Source organism: Bacillus sp. DHT2 (assembly GCF_026241455.1).
GTDB lineage: Bacteria > Bacillota > Bacilli > Bacillales > Bacillaceae_G > Bacillus_A > Bacillus_A pseudomycoides.
The window spans coordinates 108205-125651 of record NZ_JAPHWH010000003.1 but is presented as its reverse complement, the minus strand read 5'-3'; the positions used below and the strand labels follow the sequence as shown (position 1 = coordinate 125651).

At 34.1% G+C, this 17447-nt stretch carries 15 protein-coding genes and 4 pseudogenes; 15 read left to right on the top strand and 4 right to left on the bottom strand.

Going from position 1 to position 17447, the window contains the following annotated elements; all coding sequences use genetic code 11:
• Positions 1–201: 201 nt before the first annotated feature.
• The 5 genes and pseudogenes from ORL93_RS09550 to ORL93_RS31500 all read left to right on the top strand — a co-directional run.
• Positions 202–900, top strand: a complete 699-nt coding sequence (locus tag ORL93_RS09550; protein ID WP_097795049.1) for a response regulator transcription factor — start codon at positions 202–204, stop codon at positions 898–900.
• Positions 893–2011, top strand: a complete 1119-nt coding sequence (locus tag ORL93_RS09545; protein ID WP_097795050.1) for a HAMP domain-containing sensor histidine kinase — start codon at positions 893–895, stop codon at positions 2009–2011. Before ORL93_RS09550 ends, ORL93_RS09545 begins: the two co-directional genes overlap by 8 nt.
• An 82-nt stretch (positions 2012–2093) precedes the next feature.
• Positions 2094–2954: a VanY-A/VanY-F/VanY-M family D-Ala-D-Ala carboxypeptidase gene (gene vanY / locus ORL93_RS09540; protein WP_097795051.1), complete on the top strand. Its 861-nt coding sequence runs from the start codon at positions 2094–2096 to the stop codon at positions 2952–2954.
• A 60-nt stretch (positions 2955–3014) separates the two neighbouring features.
• Positions 3015–3239, top strand: a pseudogene (locus ORL93_RS09535) (zinc ribbon domain-containing protein); the annotation flags it as partial.
• A gap of 276 nt (positions 3240–3515) precedes the next feature.
• Positions 3516–3690, top strand: a pseudogene (locus ORL93_RS31500) (IS4 family transposase); the annotation flags it as partial.
• Positions 3691–3852: 162 nt separating this feature from the next.
• Here ORL93_RS31500 and ORL93_RS09525 read toward each other — a convergent pair.
• Together ORL93_RS09525 and ORL93_RS09520 are read right to left on the bottom strand one after the other, a co-directional pair.
• A complete protein-coding gene (locus ORL93_RS09525; protein WP_029427677.1) occupies positions 3853–5304 on the bottom strand; it encodes a sensor histidine kinase in 1452 nt (483 codons plus the stop codon).
• Positions 5297–5983 carry a response regulator transcription factor gene (locus tag ORL93_RS09520; protein WP_006093794.1) on the bottom strand — a complete coding sequence of 229 codons (687 nt, stop codon included), beginning with the start codon at positions 5981–5983 and terminating at the stop codon, positions 5297–5299. The genes ORL93_RS09525 and ORL93_RS09520 overlap by 8 nt, the downstream gene beginning before the upstream one ends.
• A gap of 152 nt (positions 5984–6135) precedes the next feature.
• Between ORL93_RS09520 and ORL93_RS09515 the strand changes: the two genes are divergently transcribed.
• Positions 6136–6300 carry a hypothetical protein gene (locus ORL93_RS09515; protein WP_018782900.1) on the top strand — a complete coding sequence of 55 codons (165 nt, stop codon included), beginning with the start codon at positions 6136–6138 and terminating at the stop codon, positions 6298–6300.
• Positions 6301–6634: 334 nt separating this feature from the next.
• On the opposite strand, the gene ORL93_RS09510 is transcribed toward ORL93_RS09515, so the two are convergent.
• Positions 6635–8023, bottom strand: coding sequence for an MFS transporter (locus ORL93_RS09510; protein WP_006093796.1), 1389 nt, complete (start codon positions 8021–8023; stop codon positions 6635–6637).
• Positions 8024–8994: 971 nt separating this feature from the next.
• On the opposite strand from ORL93_RS09510, the pseudogene ORL93_RS31495 reads away from it, so the two are divergent.
• Positions 8995–9219: pseudogene (locus ORL93_RS31495) on the top strand (IS5/IS1182 family transposase); the annotation flags it as partial.
• 109 nt (positions 9220–9328) lie between these two features.
• Here ORL93_RS31495 and ORL93_RS09500 read toward each other — a convergent pair.
• Positions 9329–10069: a GntR family transcriptional regulator gene (locus ORL93_RS09500; protein WP_006093798.1), complete on the bottom strand. Its 741-nt coding sequence runs from the start codon at positions 10067–10069 to the stop codon at positions 9329–9331.
• A 164-nt stretch (positions 10070–10233) separates the two neighbouring features.
• Between ORL93_RS09500 and ORL93_RS09495 the strand changes: the two genes are divergently transcribed.
• The 8 genes and pseudogenes from ORL93_RS09495 to ORL93_RS09460 all read left to right on the top strand — a co-directional run.
• On the top strand, positions 10234–10380 hold the full coding sequence (locus tag ORL93_RS09495) for a hypothetical protein (protein WP_018782901.1): 147 nt from the start codon (positions 10234–10236) through the stop codon (positions 10378–10380).
• A 599-nt stretch (positions 10381–10979) separates the two neighbouring features.
• Complete coding sequence (locus tag ORL93_RS09490; protein WP_265958973.1) at positions 10980–11780, top strand: ABC transporter ATP-binding protein; 801 nt, start codon at positions 10980–10982, stop codon at positions 11778–11780.
• A gap of 171 nt (positions 11781–11951) precedes the next feature.
• The gene (locus tag ORL93_RS09485) at positions 11952–12263 is read left to right on the top strand and encodes a heavy metal-binding domain-containing protein (RefSeq protein WP_006093801.1); all 312 of its coding nucleotides are present in this window, start codon (positions 11952–11954) and stop codon (positions 12261–12263) included.
• A gap of 230 nt (positions 12264–12493) precedes the next feature.
• The gene (locus ORL93_RS09480) at positions 12494–12895 is read left to right on the top strand and encodes a BlaI/MecI/CopY family transcriptional regulator (protein ID WP_006093802.1); all 402 of its coding nucleotides are present in this window, start codon (positions 12494–12496) and stop codon (positions 12893–12895) included.
• Positions 12895–14763: a M56 family metallopeptidase gene (locus ORL93_RS09475; RefSeq protein WP_176549050.1), complete on the top strand. Its 1869-nt coding sequence runs from the start codon at positions 12895–12897 to the stop codon at positions 14761–14763. Before ORL93_RS09480 ends, ORL93_RS09475 begins: the two co-directional genes overlap by 1 nt.
• A gap of 215 nt (positions 14764–14978) precedes the next feature.
• Positions 14979–16103: a metallophosphoesterase gene (locus ORL93_RS09470; protein WP_141556407.1), complete on the top strand. Its 1125-nt coding sequence runs from the start codon at positions 14979–14981 to the stop codon at positions 16101–16103.
• Between the two features lie 426 nt (positions 16104–16529).
• Complete coding sequence (locus tag ORL93_RS09465) at positions 16530–16676, top strand: cupin domain-containing protein (protein WP_157753613.1); 147 nt, start codon at positions 16530–16532, stop codon at positions 16674–16676.
• Positions 16658–17386 (top strand): annotated as a pseudogene (locus tag ORL93_RS09460) (alpha/beta hydrolase); the annotation flags it as partial. The gene ORL93_RS09465 and the pseudogene ORL93_RS09460, both read left to right, overlap by 19 nt.
• Positions 17387–17447: the final 61 nt, after the last annotated feature.

Below are 17447 nucleotides of genomic sequence, written 5' to 3'. Positions count from 1 at the left end.
ATAATGGGACCATATAAAAAACTAAACTGGAAGCCAGATTCCCTATTACTATGATCTAGTTTTACGCGTATCTCGACTGTAATCTCCTTATTGTACAAGCAGAGCGGACTAGTATAAAATCGAGTGTATGAAAATATATAATGAACAAATTTTTTAGAGTGCCAGTGGAATAGAAGCGGAATGATATAGGAGTGTAGTAAAATGAATCGAATTTCAATTTTAATAGCTGACGATGAGGCAGAAGTTGCTGATTTAATTGCGATACATTTAGAAAAAGAAGGCTACCATGTTATTAAAGTAGCTGATGGAAAAGAAGCTATTCGTGTTATTCACTCTCAACCAATTGATTTGGTGATTTTAGATATTATGATGCCTAAAATGGACGGTTATGAAGTAACGCGTCAAATTCGTGCACAATATCATATGCCCATCATTTTCTTAAGTGCAAAAACATCAGATTTTGATAAGGTGACAGGACTTGTAATAGGTGCAGATGATTATATGACGAAACCTTTCACTCCGATTGAATTAGTTGCCCGTGTAAATGCGCAATTACGCCGATTTTTAATGTTAAATCAACCGAAAGCAGAGGACGATAAATCAGTTTTAGAAATTGGTGGAGTAGTCATTTATCCTGAACAACGGACAGTTAGTGTATATGAAGAACAAATTGAATTAACTCCAAAAGAATTTGATATTTTATATTTATTAGCAAGTCATCCGAAGAAAGTATACAGTGTGGAAAATATCTTTCAACAAGTATGGGCAGAAGACTATTACGAAGGTAGAAATACAGTAATGGTACATATTCGTACCTTAAGAAAAAAACTTGGAGAAGATAAAAGAAAGAATAAATTGATAAAAACGGTTTGGGGGGTAGGTTATACTTTCAATGGCTAAAATGATAAGAAGCTTTCGTTCAAAAATGATCGCACTATTTGCGTTAAGTATGATACTAGCTGGTAGCGTAACGTATATGATCTACAAAGGGCTGCAGCTCTACTATAAAACGGTGGTTCGTTATGAGGATCCTTTAGCTCAATTCCGTTCAACGATAAGAGAAATTGGAGACATTAATTTCTTTTTAATTATATTTATCCCTTTAGCTATTTTGTTTTTCTTCTTTCTTACTAGACCATATTTGAAGTATTTTAATGAGATCTCTAATGGGATTCATCATCTTGCTAATGGTGATTTTACAAACCGGGTTTATGTTTCATCGAATGATGAGTTCGGGGATATCGCACACGAAATTAACCTAGCGAGTGAAAAGTTAAAAGAAGCGGTAGAAAGAGGAGATTTTGCAGAAAGCAGTAAAGATCAGTTAATTGTCAATCTGGCTCACGATTTAAGAACACCATTAACATCTGTTTTAGGTTATTTAGATTTAATTCTTAAAGATGAGAATTTGACGAGGGAACAAATTAAACATTTTTCTACTATTGCTTTTACGAAATCTCAACGACTCGAGAACTTGATTGATGAGTTATTTGAAATAACAAGAATGAACTATGGCATGCTGAAGCTGGAAAAAAGACCAATTGATATAAGTGAATTACTTATACAGCTAGATGAAGAATTATATCCGTTATTAGAGAAACAAGATTTAGTAGCCAGAATGAATGTGAATCCTCACTTAACTATTAATGGAGATGGAAAATTATTGGCAAGAGTATTTGAAAATCTTTTAACGAATGCAATTCGCTACGGATATGATGGACAATTTGTTGATATGAACGGGTATATTGATAATGGAAAAGTTGTCGTACAAATTATTAATTATGGAGATAGCATTCCAAAGGAAGAGTTACCGTATCTTTTTGATATGTTTTATACAGGAGACAAAGCAAGAACTCAACAGCAAGAGAGTACAGGGCTGGGGCTATTTATTGCGAAAAACATTGTGGAACAGCATAATGGGACGATTTCTGCAGAAAGTAATGTAATACGAACAATATTTGAAGTGAGGTTACCGAAAGACGATGGCGTGGAATGTCATTTAATAATTTAATAAAAATTTAAAGTTTACCCCACTTTTTATTTAAATAGTTTTTTCTATCCTATACGTAAGTTAGGTCAAGGAGGAACTAGGAATGAAAAAGTGGGTATTTATTTCTCTTTTTATATTGTGCACAGTATGTGTTGGTATTTATATAGCACCATTATTTCAAAATGGAGTAGATGTTAAAATCGTAGAAAAAGGTGATAAGGTAAACTCTACGAATACTGAAAAGAAAGAGATTACAAAAGAACAAATTTATAAAGGTGATTTATTATTAGTCAATAAAGATTATCCTGTTCAGAAAGATAGCATAAGAACTGATATTATAAATATATTTCAAAATACGGAATTAGTAAGAGGGTATGTAGTGCTTGATAGAAATATTCATTTATCAAAGGATATTGTGAAAAAGTTTTTGAAGATTGTAGATGCTGCAGAAAAAGAAGGGATTCATCATTTTTTGATCAGTAGCGGCCATCGGGATTTTAAAGAACAAAGGAAGCTATATGAAAAAATGGGTTCTGATTATGCATTACCAGCAGGGTATAGTGAACATAATTTAGGGCTATCACTTGATGTAGGGTCTACTCAAATGAAAATGGAGAAAGCACCTGAAGGAAAATGGATTGAAGACAATGTATGGAAATACGGTTTTGTTTTACGCTATCCGAAAAATAAAAGTAATATTACAGGAATTCAATATGAGCCATGGCATATACGTTACGTCGGTTTGCCTCATAGTGCAATCATGCAAAAAAATAAATTTACTTTAGAAGAATACTTAGATTTCTTGAAGGAGAAAAAGGAGATTTCAACTAATGTTGAGGGGAAAGAGTATACGGTTTCTTATTATAAAGTATCAAAAAATACGACCATTAATGTCCCGGTAAATCAGCATTATGAAATTTCAGGGAACAATATGGACGGAGTAATTATGACGGTTCATAAATAGTAGCTTACTTTATAAATTAAGCCTACATCATCAACTTAAGAATGGAAATAAACTAAATGGATGCTTTTGTATAAGTGCGAAAAATTTGGAGATTTACTTGTGAAAGTAGACCCAGTATACACATCGCAAGATTGTTCTGGTTGTGGAAATCGTGTGAAAAAATTACTTTCTATTCGAACACATATTTGTGCAAAGTGTGGAACGGTATTAGACAGAGATCATAATGCAGGTCTAAATATTTTGCAAAAAGGATTAGAACAATTACTTATGAGGACGACCAAAGATCGAAACTGTAGGACAAGGTTGTGTCCAAACAGTATAAACGACGCCTGTGGGGAGTATGTAAGACTGCTAAACAGGAAGCCCCTTCTTCAAACGAATTGTAAGAGTGTTAAGGAGGGGCATTCACTATTGGTGTAAAAGCATCTTGTCCTTGCTTATAGTAACAAAAAGTACTCCAATGTAAATTATCATGCAGTAAAGAACCAGTTTCCATATTATGTTCCAATAACTGTTTTATATAGATGATAGCATTAATTCGTTCAGTATATTTTTCAGAGAATTTTTCTGTTTCGATCTATACCAAAAGACACCCAAGAATTATCAAAGATTCTTCTTCGTCTGTTTAAACTCCTACAGTGAAACGGACGAAAATCGCATCGATACGAGAAGAAAACAGTCTTTGATATTAGGTGTCAATTAAAATTGTACCATGTCTCACAATCAAGCAGCTTAATAAAAGAATGAAACCCGTTTGTTTTTTGATATGCAGAATTTCTAATGATCTACACTGGTTTTTTAGAAAAAGAAAAAAGTTTCTTTTGAAACTGACCTTTTTTAATCTTATCTTGATAGCGATGTGGTGAGACCCCGAAATAAGATTAAGATTCTTTTTTGTTTATTTGATAGATAATGGAATGGTAACAAAAAATTGTACACCCTCTTCTACATTATTTATAGAATACCTTATACCCAGTGCTTCAAAAATTTGTTTGACGATATATAACCCTAAGCCACTCCCTCCAGTATTTCGATTTCTTGACTTTTCGATTCGATAAAATGGTTTGAAGATATCTTGTATATTCTCTTCATTAATTTTGACACCTGTATTGATGACTTGCATTTGGATGTGGTTTTGTTTAGAATCTTTGGTTAACTGTATATAGACTTTTTCGTTATGCGGTGAATACATAACCGCATTATGAATAATGTTTTTACAGGCTTTTTCTAACAGAACACAATCTGTATAAACAAAAAGGTCAGAATCAATTTGTTTTATGATTTGAATGTCTTTTTGAGAAGCAAAAAATCCGATATCTTTTGTGATTGTATCCATTAATTCTGAGAGATTTACTTCTTCTAATTGTAGTTTAAAGGTATGTTGTTCTAGTTTTGACATGCTTAAAATTTCGCGAACCAGTTGTTCCATACTTTCAATAATTTGGTGATTTTTCTTTAAGTATTGGTCACGATCTTGATAGGGACCAATATTATAGATCATCCCTTCTAGGTATCCTTTCATAACAGTGAGAGGAGTTTTTAATTCATGTGATACAATTGCAAAAAATTCTCTGCGTTTTGCTTCTATTTCTCTTTCTTTTTCAATATCGCTCTTTAATTGCTGATTCGCTTTTTGTAAATTGAACATAGCTTGTTGTAAATTAATAGACATATCGTTCAAGCTATTGGATAATTCTCCTAATTCATCCGTGGAACGAACCTCAATTTTTTCGGAGAAATCTAAGTTTGCCATCTTTTGTGCACCCTCATTAATATAAATGAGTGGTTTTGTAATAAACCTCGAATAGAAATAAGCACTTCCTATACCAATCACAAGTACAATGATACTGATATAGGGAAGAAAACGTACTAAGACTTGCGTAGCTTCATCAATAGGTTGAAATGTTGCGAACACCACAAGTGTTAAGGTAATATCTTGGAATTGAATCGGCACAGTAACATCATATGAATTACGAAGGTAATCTGAACTCCCTAATGGTGTTGCTTTGGCAATCACATGTGCTTGGGTACCTCTTTGAATAAAACTAAAAGAAGGAGAATACATAACTACGCCTTCCTTATTTTGAAGGGAAATCATTGCGTTATTTTTTTGTGCGTATTCATCAAAAAGTGGTATAGCATTTTGAAACGTAAGATCTTTAGATTTATCAATTATTTCTTCTATTCCTGTTTGAAGCTGATCTGTTTTGTATTGCTCATAAAATGTAGGGAGAAAGAAGTATAAAGTTAAATAAATCAGGACTGCAAAGGCTAACAAAATGAGGGATGTAGTCATAAAGAGTTTATAGGTAATTCTCTTCGTCTTCATGATTTTCACAATCCTATTCATCGATTTTGTAACCAATGCCCTTTACTGTTTTAATGTAGGAAATATCTAATTTTTTTCGTATGTTTTTAATGTGTGTATCGATCATACGAGTTTCTCCGTGATACTCGTATCCCCAAACCTTTTCTACGATGCTTTCTCTTGTGATTACTTTTTTCTTATTTTGAAGTAGTAGTTGCAGGATTTCGAATTCTTTTGCCGTTAAGGGGATTTCAACCTCATTTACATATACTTTATATGCATCGCAATCAACATGTATTTCTTTAAAAAATAAATGATTCTCCGTACTTTGATCATAGCTTCTCCGCAGCACTGCTTCGACTCGTCTAATCAAAACATGAAAAGAAAAAGGTTTCGTAATATAATCATCGATGCCAAGATCAAATCCCTTCATTTGATCTTGTTCTTCTTCTAACGCGGTTAGCATAATAATGGGTATATTTGACTGACTTCGAATCATTTTGGCAACTTCAAATCCATTAAGGTTTGGCATCATCACATCTAGTAGAATTAAATCAAAGGATTGTTTATTAAATTGTTTCATGCCCTCTAATCCATCTGATGCAACTGTAACAGCATACTGCTGAGTCATTAAAAATTGTTTGATTAATTCCTGAATTTCTTGATCATCCTCTACCACAAGAATATGATAGTTCATCCTTATATCACCTCTTGTAGCCATTATAACCTGCTTATCTGGAGTTTATGTGGAGACGTATTAGAATACATAGAAACAATATAAAAACTTCACAGGAAAACTATATTTATATCATATCAGCTCCAGATTCAAGAGATATGATATAAAAAACTACAAGAAAGAAGGAGGTAATCAAAATGTCACTTGAAACAAACATAATTCTTTCTTTATTAGATGTAAAACTGTGGATGGTCTATCATTCGGATAGTAGTCGCATAAAAGTGAAAAAGAAATTAAAACCAGCACCATACTTACATAAGTACGTAAGTGTAAAGAAACGAAAGCTATATAAGTCTAGTTAACAAAAATGTTACATCTCCTCCATCGTACACACTCTTTATAACATCCTTATTTTCATTCCTGAATAGTAACTTTACGGGTAAAAAGAGAGAATCAAATTGATTCTCTCTTTTTCGTATACTGAGAATTTGCAAATGTTTAGTCCTGTTACAGTTATTGGAGCGGGTGTTATTGGGATTTCATGCCCTATACAAACAAAGGCGAAGTCTTTAAATAGACTCCGCCTTTTCGGTGTATAACGAATTACAGGAATTATTAAGGGTTGCATAACCATTTAACGATGCAACCCTAGATTCTCTATGTTTTGGGTAACTTTGCAACAGAACCTTTATAAATCTATTTTGTCGCTTTTCGTCCTACTAATACCCAGTACAGAGATAAACTGAAAAGGGTAACGAGTACGAGAATGAATAGGATGTTACTAAACATGGAAGCATCCACATTGTTTGTCATTCCGAAGAAACTTTTTTTCATTGCGGAATGGTCCATCATCGCTGCTGTGTAGGCAATTCCGATTGACATTGCGACATTTAGTGTTAAGTTATAAAATCCGATTGCTGTTCCTGTTTTTTCTTTATCAATTGTACAAATGCAAGAGTCAAGTAATGGTGCATACATGAATGCAAATGAACTAGAGAATAGAACCATAGAGATTACGAATACAACAACAGAAGTTTTGATAAAGAATCCGCCTAATAGTAAGCTGATTATAATGCTGCACATAGCGAGCGTAATACATTGCTTGCTTCCCATAACCTTTGCAACTTTTCCTGAAAGAGCTCCAACGATAGTCGCTGCGATATATCCTGGAATTAATAATAGTGAAATTGCATCTAGCTGCAAACCGTAAATCTTTTCAAGCAAGAATGGGAATAGGAAAATATATGCTAGCTGTACAGAGTAAATGATAAATGCAACGCCAAGCAATGAGATAAACTGCTTATTTTGGAAGAATGAGATTCCGATAAAAGCTTTTGAATTCTTACTAATATAAGTAAGGAACAAGGCAATTGCAACAATAAACAAGACTAGGTAAAGCCAATTGAAATCTGTAATATATAGTAGTAGAGATGCTGAAATGGCTCCCACTAGGAATAATCCTAATACATCTACATGACTGTTTTTCGCTTCTTCCTTAGGAATGTATTTTAAAATAAAAGGAAGAGTGAAAAGTGTTACTAAAGAAATTAAAAATAGAGTTGTCCAATGGAAATATGTTGAAACATAACCTCCAGTTAATGCACCGATAAGCTGTGAAAGAGCAAAACTACTTGTACTTAATCCTAAAAATTTCTTTTGTTCATCTGCAGGTAAATGCTTTGTGACAAATATTACATATAACGTTTCAGCTGATGCTAAACCAGCAGTTTGGATAATACGTGAAATAACAACTAGTAAAAACGAATGTTGAAAAATATATCCCATGACTGAACCGACACAGATTAAAATAATCCCAGCGCTAAAAAGTTTTCTAAAACTAATAGAATCCGCTAAAGCTGCGTAAACGACTGCTCCAATTCCAATCACAAGACCAGCTAATGTTGCTTGCCAGCTAACTGTTGTCGCTGAAATGTGAAAATCTTTTGCCATATCAACAGAAATAATCTTAAACGAATTGTCAATTACTAAACATAATAGAAATAACAGTAAGGTAACAGGTACTGCTTTCTTAGCACTATATTTCTGAGTTTTCTTCATGCTCACATCTTCATTAATTGTAGACATAGCTATATTCCTCTTTTCTTGTTATTCAGGGAATTGTCTTCCTGAGTCATGATTGTCTGGCCTTTAACTACCAATTGATCCTTTTGTAAAGGATGGTTTCGGTAATTTCTACACCTTTTGTTTCATATGCGAGGCTTTCTTGTGCACAGTTGTACCGATTTTTGTTCGTTCCTTCTTATAGTGTTTAAAAAGGAAACGTTTTCATGAACAACCAAAAACATCTTATCTTTTGATTACGCTTTCATGATGATGCATAATAACTCTTTGAACTATATAATATTGTTTGGTTATTTAAAAACTTGTATGCACTTGAATATTGAAAAGGATATCATGCCTTTCCTTCTTATGATGCTTACAAGGAAGCATTTTCATGAACAACCAAAAACATCTTACTTTTTGATTGCGCTTTCATGACGACTCTTTGGGATATACAATATTGTATAGTTGTCTAAAAACTTGTATGCATCTGAACAATGAAAAGGATATCATACCTTTCCTTTGCTCACAACCCATCTTTCTTTTGGAATTTGTCTTTTTTGTTACAAAAAAATCGCCCCCATTATAATTGTAAGTAACCACACAAACAAGAAATAGGAGACGATTTTTTTATCCCGCATTAACGTGCAGTAATACTCCCACCTCAAAATTCGGTGAAAGCAAAGCAGTTAGATGGGAGATCAACTGCCCGTAAAAGCCCGATTGGCTCAACTAATAATCAGTGGGGGATGAAGAAAGCCCCCACTGATTAAAGTTTCACTTTATGAGTAACCATTCAGCTATTTTCATTCATTAATAACATGGGTCGGTTAATTCTACCAATGGACTATAGCAATTTAATCCCAGAAGATTATGTGGTAAGAGTGATCCATGACATGGTGGAACAAGTGAAAACGGAAGTAGAACAGGAACAAGATAAGGGAGCAAAAAAAGAGAAAAAGAAAGTGTATCAAGAGAAACGAAAAATACATAAGAAACGAAAAATACATAAGAAACTGAAAGAAGACTATTTATCACGACTACAAAAATATGAGTCACATCAAGAGACTTTCGGTGATCGTAATAGCTTCTCGAAGACAGATCTAGATGCCACGTTTATGAGAATGAAAGAAGACCCCATGAAAAACAGTCAACTGAAAGCTGGATATAATGTGCAAGTAGGAACAGAAAATCAGTGTATTGTAGGATACTCTCTTCACTAAATTCCGACAAATACACGTTGTTTCATACCGCATTTGGAGAAGTTAAAAGAAGCCAATAGCTCTCCACAAATGGAAATTTCTAAGAGATAATGGATTGTTCATTCGGTTATTTAGATGTTTTAATCCTAATTTGACTAAATTCTATTGGTATATAGTATTTATTATAAACCACAGGGTATTTGTCGCTGATATATACACTTTCTAAAATTAAATCAAATTCCTCCCCGTGGAAAATTTGGTATTTTAATGACGGAGTATTGGCGGAATTAGAACGTTTAATTTCAATGGTAGAGGAGTTAGCCAGTTCATATACTTTCTCCTCCAACATTTCCAATACTTGCTTCTCGTTATGTAAGTCAAGGTTCAATTTGGAAACGGCTTCTATTGGCATCATAGTAAAAGCAAAAGCTACTATCTTATCGTGATTTTTATACCAGCGTTCCAACGCAACCACTGCAGTCATTTGTTGATTTAATACTTGCATTGCATAGTCCGTTACTAGGTCAATTCGGAAATTAAGTTCGATATCATCTATTTTTTCCGTATAGCATTTATATAAGGGATTCCCCAGTTTCTCTAAGCCATCGCTACTTTCATTATGATGAAATCTTGTAATGAAATTTCCTTTTCCATGGATATTTTTAACCAATCCATCTTCTTGTAAAAGTGCCAAAGCATGTCTTAATGTCATTCTGCTCACACCAAATATTTTGGCCAATTCGGGTTCTGTTGGAAGTTGGCTGCCTAGAGGAAAGGTTCCATCCGTAATTAATTTATACAATTGGTCATACACAATGACGAATAGTGGTTTTTTTTGTTTATTGAGTTCATGAAGTTTATTGTTCATTTTCTTATACCCCTATAGTTTTTCAAATTCGTGACGATAAATTCTATTTCTTCTCGTTTTATAGTAGTTTATTTTCTTTTTCTATTGTAGCTTACTTTTTCGCGTAAATTAATACGCTTTCAAAAATTCATTATAATTTGCACTAGGTGTATTTGTCACTCAAAATGAAGATGAACGATATTGCGGACCACATCTTCATTAATCAAGATTACGAATTTCAGTGGCTTGCGTTACATGAAGAAGAGGATGATGGGAAGGACTTCTGTTATGACCTTCGAAATCAAGCGGTTCAAACCATTTATCGGGATTAAAGAAGGTCATTGTACTTGATGCTGGAGGGAAAGCGAGTGACCTTGGTGTATGAACAAGAGGATTTCCAAGACAGTCTTCTTTAGCCGTAAACATTGGGTGTAAATACTAAATTTAGGATGCCTGATATTTTATCAATTGGACTGGGTGGGGGAACTCGCCTTTTTGGATTAGACGAAAAGCTTACGAAAGTGTAGGCTATGAGATTACCAAAAAAGCACTTATTTTCGGTGGAGATGTACTCATTTCTTCATATGTTGTGACGCTTTTAGGGCATGATTTTGACGATAAAGCAATGTAGATAGAACATGTATCAGTAGAGTTTTGTAATAAAGCTACTGGATATTACCTTGTTTTATTTCAAACAACTTATGCATCCGTTTAACTTTGTTTTTTGATTTGTTCTGATGGTACTGAAGGTACGGGAATGAAATGAATGAGCTATTTCACTGCGAGTGGCAGTTTTATAGAAAGAGCCTTAAAATTATATACTTAGAAGATGGTTTCAATATCGCAACGAATCTATTTTTTTCTAGAGGATCTAATTTGTTTTTGATACATTAATAGTTGGGAAATACAAATAAGGGGTAGAGACGTAGATATGGAATTATTTGATTATTATAAGCGAAAAGGGAAGTTTAAACTTTTTATTGGAACCTGTATTTTTCTATTTGCACTATGGTGTGTATATGGAACTTGGGGAATGGTGAATTGGGGAGAAGTTATTTTTATTGTAATCGTTTCTTCTGTTTTTTTCGGAATTGGATTTTGGCAGTTACGAAAAGGGAATTTGATACAAAAGAATGCGGTGAAAAGTAATGTAACGTTTTGGGATGTCGATACGTTTGTTGTATTAGAATTGCCTAAACAGAATAAACAATTTGGTTTATATCATCCTGATGGGGGATATGTTGCTGGAACAAAGATCATTTCATCTAACATTCTTTTTTCAGTGATACCTTTTTTAAGTAATAAAGATGTTTATGGATTAGAAGCGAGTAGCGGGGAAATTCTTGCATATTTTCATACTGAAGCTGACGGGTATGATTGGGTAATCTATGATTCGAATTATAACCAAATTGGTATGTTTAAAGAGAAGATGATACAAGGATTTGCGGCGATACGTGGTTCTTTAATGACTGATAAAGTAACAAAATTGTCCGATGTAGAAGTAGAGTTTGATTTTATTCAAAGTACTCTTCGTACAACAGATGGACGTACATTAGCAATCGGTAAGAAAGGGTATATGCCTATAGAATGGAGTGAAAGGTTTATGGGACTAAATGTGCCTACTATTACATTAGGTTCCAATGCGTCTAAGAATGAAAAAATTCTAGGGCTAGGGGTGCTCCTATATAGCTTACGTACAATTGAGATTAGAAAAAATAGAGCGAGCATTTAATAGAAAAAAATAAGCGAAACGATTAGAACAGAGTCCATAAAGTGATTCTGTTTTTTTATAAATCTTACAAAGATGTCATCTTTCTGTAAGATTATTAGATAGTTCATTTATTTTTTTAATGTAATAATAAAGGTATAAGAAACGCCAATAAATGATAGGAGAGTGTCAGTAATGATTGTAACAACAACTTCTGGAATTCAAGGAAAAGAAATTATTGAGTATGTGGATATTGTAAATGGTGAAGCAATTATGGGTGCAAATATTGTTCGTGATTTATTCGCTTCCGTTCGTGATGTTGTAGGTGGCCGTGCTGGTGCATATGAAAGTAAATTAAAAGAAGCTCGTGATATTGCAATGGAAGAAATGAAACAACTTGCGAAGCAAAAAGGAGCAAATGCAATTGTTGGCATTGATGTAGACTACGAGGTTGTTCGTGACGGCATGTTAATGGTTGCTGTAAGTGGTACGGCTGTGCGTATATAAATGAATGAACTATCCCTATAAACTGGACAGTTTTATAAAAAGATACTTAAAAGGTGGTTTCGATATTGCATCGAAGCCATTTTTTTATACTCTTTTATCTTCTTAGATTGATAGTTATGTAGTGTCCAGAATGTAGTTGAAAATCCAAAATATGGTTGACAACCAGAGATTACGTTTGTAATATCTACTTATAGATTACAAACGTAATATAAGGGGTGGAATTGTAAACAATGAAAGAATTACCTAAAATATCGGAAGCTGAATTAGAAGTGATGAAAGTTCTTTGGTCCAAATCTCCTCAAACGGCGAATGAAGTAATCGAAGAGTTAGAGAAAACGATGGATTGGAAGCCAAAAACCATTCGAACGTTGATAAATCGATTAGTTCAAAAAGAAGCCCTTTCTTATCATCAAGAAAAAGGGCGTATGTATGCGTATTATCCGTTAGTGTCACAAGATAACTATCTACAAGTAGAAACAAAATCTTTCCTCAAACGTTTCTATGGTGTGGCACTTAAACCTCTACTTGTGAATTTCTTAAAAGAAGAAAAACTATCTTCAGAAGATATTAATGAACTGAAACGTATTTTGGATGAGAAAACAGAAGAAAATCAGAGGAAGGGTAGATCATGATGATAGATATGTTTGTAAACATCTATCTACCTCACTTTTTTGATTGGGTGATAGAAACATCCATTATGGCAAGTATAGTAGTTGGTCTCATTTTATGTATCAAAATCTTATTTAGAAACAAGTTAACACCAAGGTGGCAGTATTTGTTATGGATGATATTAATTGTAAGACTTCTATTACCATGGTCGCCAGACAGCTCCTACAGTATTTACTCTATCCTTTCATACAGTAATGACACTTCGGTTATCTTTCATCAAAAAGAACCTGTGCAAGAGAAGGCAGCTATAGATGATACAAAGATGGTCACAAACGAAAATACTTATGCACCTAGTTACACACAAGTAGCTGAGGAAAATAAGCAACAAACGCATCGTAATGAAAATAAAAGTGATGTGACATTTTCATTTTATACAATCCTTTTATACATATGGCTAGCTGGGGTTATCGTTTTAGGGCTTGCAACTATGATTATGAATAGGCGTTTACGTCTCTATATAAAGAACCAGCCTGTTATTACAGATGAACGGATTGTCACAATCTTTGACAATTGTAAAAAATCGATGTCCCTTCAGCAGAATATTCCACTACTTTTAGCTGGGAAAATTTCAAGTCCAACAGTGTTCGGTTTTTTTCGCCCTAGGGTGTTATTGTCAAGTGTACATATGAAAATACTAGATGAGCAGCAACTACGATATATTTTTCATCATGAATTGGCTCATATTAAACGAAGAGATGTTGGGGTAAATTGGCTAATGCATGGCTTACTCATTCTAAATTGGTTTAACCCGATTATTTGGTATGCCTACTCGTGCATGCGGGAAGATCAAGAAATGGCATGTGATGCATTCGCTCTGACATTTATAGGTTCCGAGGAACAAATTGCATATGGTCATACAATTATTACTCTTCTAGAACATTACTCAAGTTATTATCAAGTGCCTAGTTTAGCGAATTTAAGTCGAAATAAAAGAACGTTGAAAAGGAGAATTCGTATGATTAAAAAATTTCAAAAGAAATCATATCGTTGGTCTGCACTTGGAGTTGTTGCTATTATTGCTGTATCATCTGTATCTTTATTAAATGCACATGCAGATATACCAACTAACCCGCAGAAAGAACAAACTGAAGTGAAAAATAATATCAAAGAAGCAAAAGCACAAACTAAAGTTCCTATTCAGCAAATTGTAGAAAAGATGATTGGTACAAAAGAACAAGCATTTGCAGAATTTCATATTTCAGAGGGTCGATATGAATATATACTTCAAGAAATGGAAGTGGTACGGAATCTGTTAACAAAAGAAGAATTTGACCAATTAATCAAATTGCAAAGAGAGGAGTATATCATAGACAAGAAGATAAGAACAGTAGGGACATTTGAAAATTTAGAACCAGAAGATCAAAAAAAATTAGAGGAGAATAGCAAAGCTATTGAACCATTATGGGGAAAAATTTATTCACATTTCACATCTCGTTCATTTGATTTTCCATACAAGAAACCAACTTATGTAGCGAAAGGTTATGAACTAAAGAGGGGAAAAGTTGAACCAGTAATTACAACAAAAAAGCTGAATCCTATCATTAACTCAGAATATAGAGCCGGGGAGTTTGGCTATACAATTTATCAATCCGCCGTTTTAGAAAAAGGAAGGGATCCATTTTACTTTTGGATTAATGATAACGATAAGATCGAAAATTATGAACGAGAAGGAGCAAAATTCACGTTTGCTAAAATGACGGGAAGCAATGTAAAGGGCATGAAGATGATTGTTCCTGCAAAAGGGAAGGATAGTGCCTACCAAGTTGTAATTATTGATGATGTTTTAAATAAGGCTGAACTAGAGAAGATTATGTTTTCCATGCTGAATTAAAAAAGAAGTTTTCCTAAAAGGTCGTTAAAAACGGACTTTTGGGACAGCTTCTAAATAAATGTTAGAATATTTTGACTTTATTTCAAATTGTCAATCATACATAAAGCAACACGTTCTTCTAAAAGTTAGCGAGTTACCAAAAGGGGTTTAGTGGAATTTTGTCGAAAGATTTCTACAGCGCAATGAATCTATCGTATGAAAAAGGAGCATCCCCATTGGACAAAATAAAAGGATTATCAATTCCAAACTATGCAAGAGTAATTGTTATTTCTGATATTCACGGAGAATTAGAGCTTTTGAAAGGGTTACTAGAAAAGGTAAATTATAGTGAAAAAGATTATTTAATTATAAATGGTGATTTGTGTGAAAAAGGTAGTAACAGTAAAGGTGTTGTCAGCTACTTGATGAAACTTTCGGCTCATCATTCTAATGTTCATATTATAGAAGGGAATTGTGATACGTTAGTTGAAGAGCTACTACATGAGAATCCTAAGTTAATCCATTATTTATGTACGAGAAAACATTCTATATTAAATGAATGGCTTGCGTATTTAGGTTATGCTGTTAACGAAGAAACACATATTCAAGAAGTAAAAGAAATATTAATTACTCATTTTTCAAAAGAAATAAAGTGGCTTACAGAGTTACCGACAGCGATCGAAGCAGAAGATTATATTTTTGTACATGGTGGGTTAGAAGATATCGATAATTGGAAAGATACGGCTCGAGATACTGCAATAACACTTCCAGCATTTTTAGATAAATCGCACCAAACGAATAAATATGTGATCGTCGGACATTGGCCCGTTGTGAATTATTCCTCAGATGTATCTGTTCATAATCCAATTATTGATCAAGACAAAAAAATCATTGCAATCGATGGTGGGAATGTAATCAAACCAACGGGACAATTAAATGCGTTTATCATTCATCGATCACCTGCTAAAGATATGTTTTCGTATATATACCTTGATCATTTTCCAAATTACGTGGTGTTAGAAGATTTTAACGCAGAATCTACAATGATTGGTTCTATTCATTATCCTCTATATGATATCTTTCCAGTTGAAAGAAACGAAAATTTCACTTTATGTAGACAATTAGAAACAAATCGATTCCTACATGTTAAGAATGAATATCTCAAACAAAATCAAAGAGGGCTTTTCACTGCTAAAACAGACGTGCCTTGTGCGCAATTAAGCGTAAAAAAAGGGGATATTGTTTCTGTAGTTGATGATAGCTGTACGGGTTATAGCTTAGTCAAAAAAGATGGGATGGTTGGATGGATACCGAAAGGCATTCTTGCATGTAAACAACAGCTTGTTTCAGCTTTTCGGTAAGTGGAACAGACACGTGTGTATTGGTAATCGGCTTCTAGATGTAGTATTTACGTGGTGTGATGCAGAGATGGGTTGAAAAAGAAGCGGGTGACGCTATAGCTAGCAAGTTAAGATTATGTATAAATTTCAAGGAAAACAGCCACCCTTTCATGGAGTATCCATGAAAGGGTGGCTGTTTTTATGTCCTCAATGAGTCTTACAGAAGAATTACAGCTATTAGGTTAGGAATTAAAGAGTACATTTTCACTTTCAATTTTAGAATCACTTGCACGTGAAACTGGTATAATACTAAAAAAACGGATATACCCAATAAATCTATCATTATTGTGATTTTAAGGGATTATACTACAAATCAGAGCCTAATGGAAAAGAAAATTCCATTCCAAAAAACAGATAAGAGTACCGTTCTAAAAGGAGGAAAGCTTCATGCGAAATGCTGTATACGAGTTGGTTGAGACGAATGATAGTCTGCCTTTTGATGTTTCATTGAACAGTGTCAATTATGTACCGAGTCATTGGCATAACAGCGTAGAGATTATTTTTGTGCTGCGCGGTACGGTGGAGGTTTCATAGGCGGCAGTGTGGATGTCGTGGAAAATCCGTGTAAAGCATTGGCAGAAAAAGCAGGCGCCGTTGTGATTTCCGTTGATTACCGTTTAGCGCCTGAACATCCATATCCAGCAGGACTGACAGATTGTTTCGAATCCGTAACATGGGTGTATGAGCACGCTGAAGAAATTCGTGTGAACCCACAGCAAATTGCCGTATCTGGAGACAGTGCGGGTGGGAATTTAGCTACGGTGTGCGCGCTCATGGATATTGAAAAGGGAACAGAGATGATTAAGCTACAAGCGCTTATTTACCCAACAGTGAATATGGCCGGCGTCCAAACTGAAGATTTCAACTGGAGCCTCGACCAATATGAGATTCGTAACTATTCTGAGCTCATCATTCCAATGATTAAAGGGTTGGCTGAAAGCGGCGAGTTATTTTTCAGGCTTTACTTGCAAAGTAAAGCGGAAATTACTGATCCTCACGTTTCTCCGCTCCTTTCAGATCAATTAAGTAATATGCCGCAGACACTAATTGCAACTGCTGAATTTGATTATTTAAAAGTAGAGTGCGAAGCTTACGCGGCAAAACTTGCACGAAGCGGCGTACCTACGAAGCTTATTCAGTACAACGGTACAGACCATGCATTTATGGATAAAATTGGTTTGTATCCGCAAGCGGAAGATTTAATAAATGAAATTGCAAAAGAGGTTAAGCGAGTATTTGCTTAATTAGAAAGAGCTTGTTCAAAAATACGTTTTTTGAACAAGCTCTATATTTCAAGATGTATAA

Bases quoted from the DNA above. Each gene is read 5' to 3' on its own strand.
- ORL93_RS09500 (WP_006093798.1), bottom strand. From the start codon at position 10,069: ATGAACAATAAACTTCATGAACTCAATAAACAAAAAAAACCACTATTC.
- ORL93_RS09475 (WP_176549050.1), top strand. From the start codon at position 12,895: ATGATAGATATGTTTGTAAACATCTATCTACCTCACTTTTTTGATTGG.
- ORL93_RS09510 (WP_006093796.1), bottom strand. From the start codon at position 8,023: ATGTCTACAATTAATGAAGATGTGAGCATGAAGAAAACTCAGAAATAT.
- ORL93_RS09520 (WP_006093794.1), bottom strand. From the start codon at position 5,983: ATGGCTACAAGAGGTGATATAAGGATGAACTATCATATTCTTGTGGTA.
- ORL93_RS09490 (WP_265958973.1), top strand. From the start codon at position 10,980: ATGGAATTATTTGATTATTATAAGCGAAAAGGGAAGTTTAAACTTTTT.
- ORL93_RS09515 (WP_018782900.1), top strand. From the start codon at position 6,136: ATGTCACTTGAAACAAACATAATTCTTTCTTTATTAGATGTAAAACTG.
- ORL93_RS09495 (WP_018782901.1), top strand. From the start codon at position 10,234: ATGAAGATGAACGATATTGCGGACCACATCTTCATTAATCAAGATTAC.
- ORL93_RS09485 (WP_006093801.1), top strand. From the start codon at position 11,952: ATGATTGTAACAACAACTTCTGGAATTCAAGGAAAAGAAATTATTGAG.
- ORL93_RS09545 (WP_097795050.1), top strand. From the start codon at position 893: ATGGCTAAAATGATAAGAAGCTTTCGTTCAAAAATGATCGCACTATTT.
- ORL93_RS09465 (WP_157753613.1), top strand. From the start codon at position 16,530: ATGCGAAATGCTGTATACGAGTTGGTTGAGACGAATGATAGTCTGCCT.
- vanY (WP_097795051.1), top strand. From the start codon at position 2,094: ATGAAAAAGTGGGTATTTATTTCTCTTTTTATATTGTGCACAGTATGT.
- ORL93_RS09480 (WP_006093802.1), top strand. From the start codon at position 12,494: ATGAAAGAATTACCTAAAATATCGGAAGCTGAATTAGAAGTGATGAAA.
- ORL93_RS09525 (WP_029427677.1), bottom strand. From the start codon at position 5,304: ATGAATAGGATTGTGAAAATCATGAAGACGAAGAGAATTACCTATAAA.
- ORL93_RS09550 (WP_097795049.1), top strand. From the start codon at position 202: ATGAATCGAATTTCAATTTTAATAGCTGACGATGAGGCAGAAGTTGCT.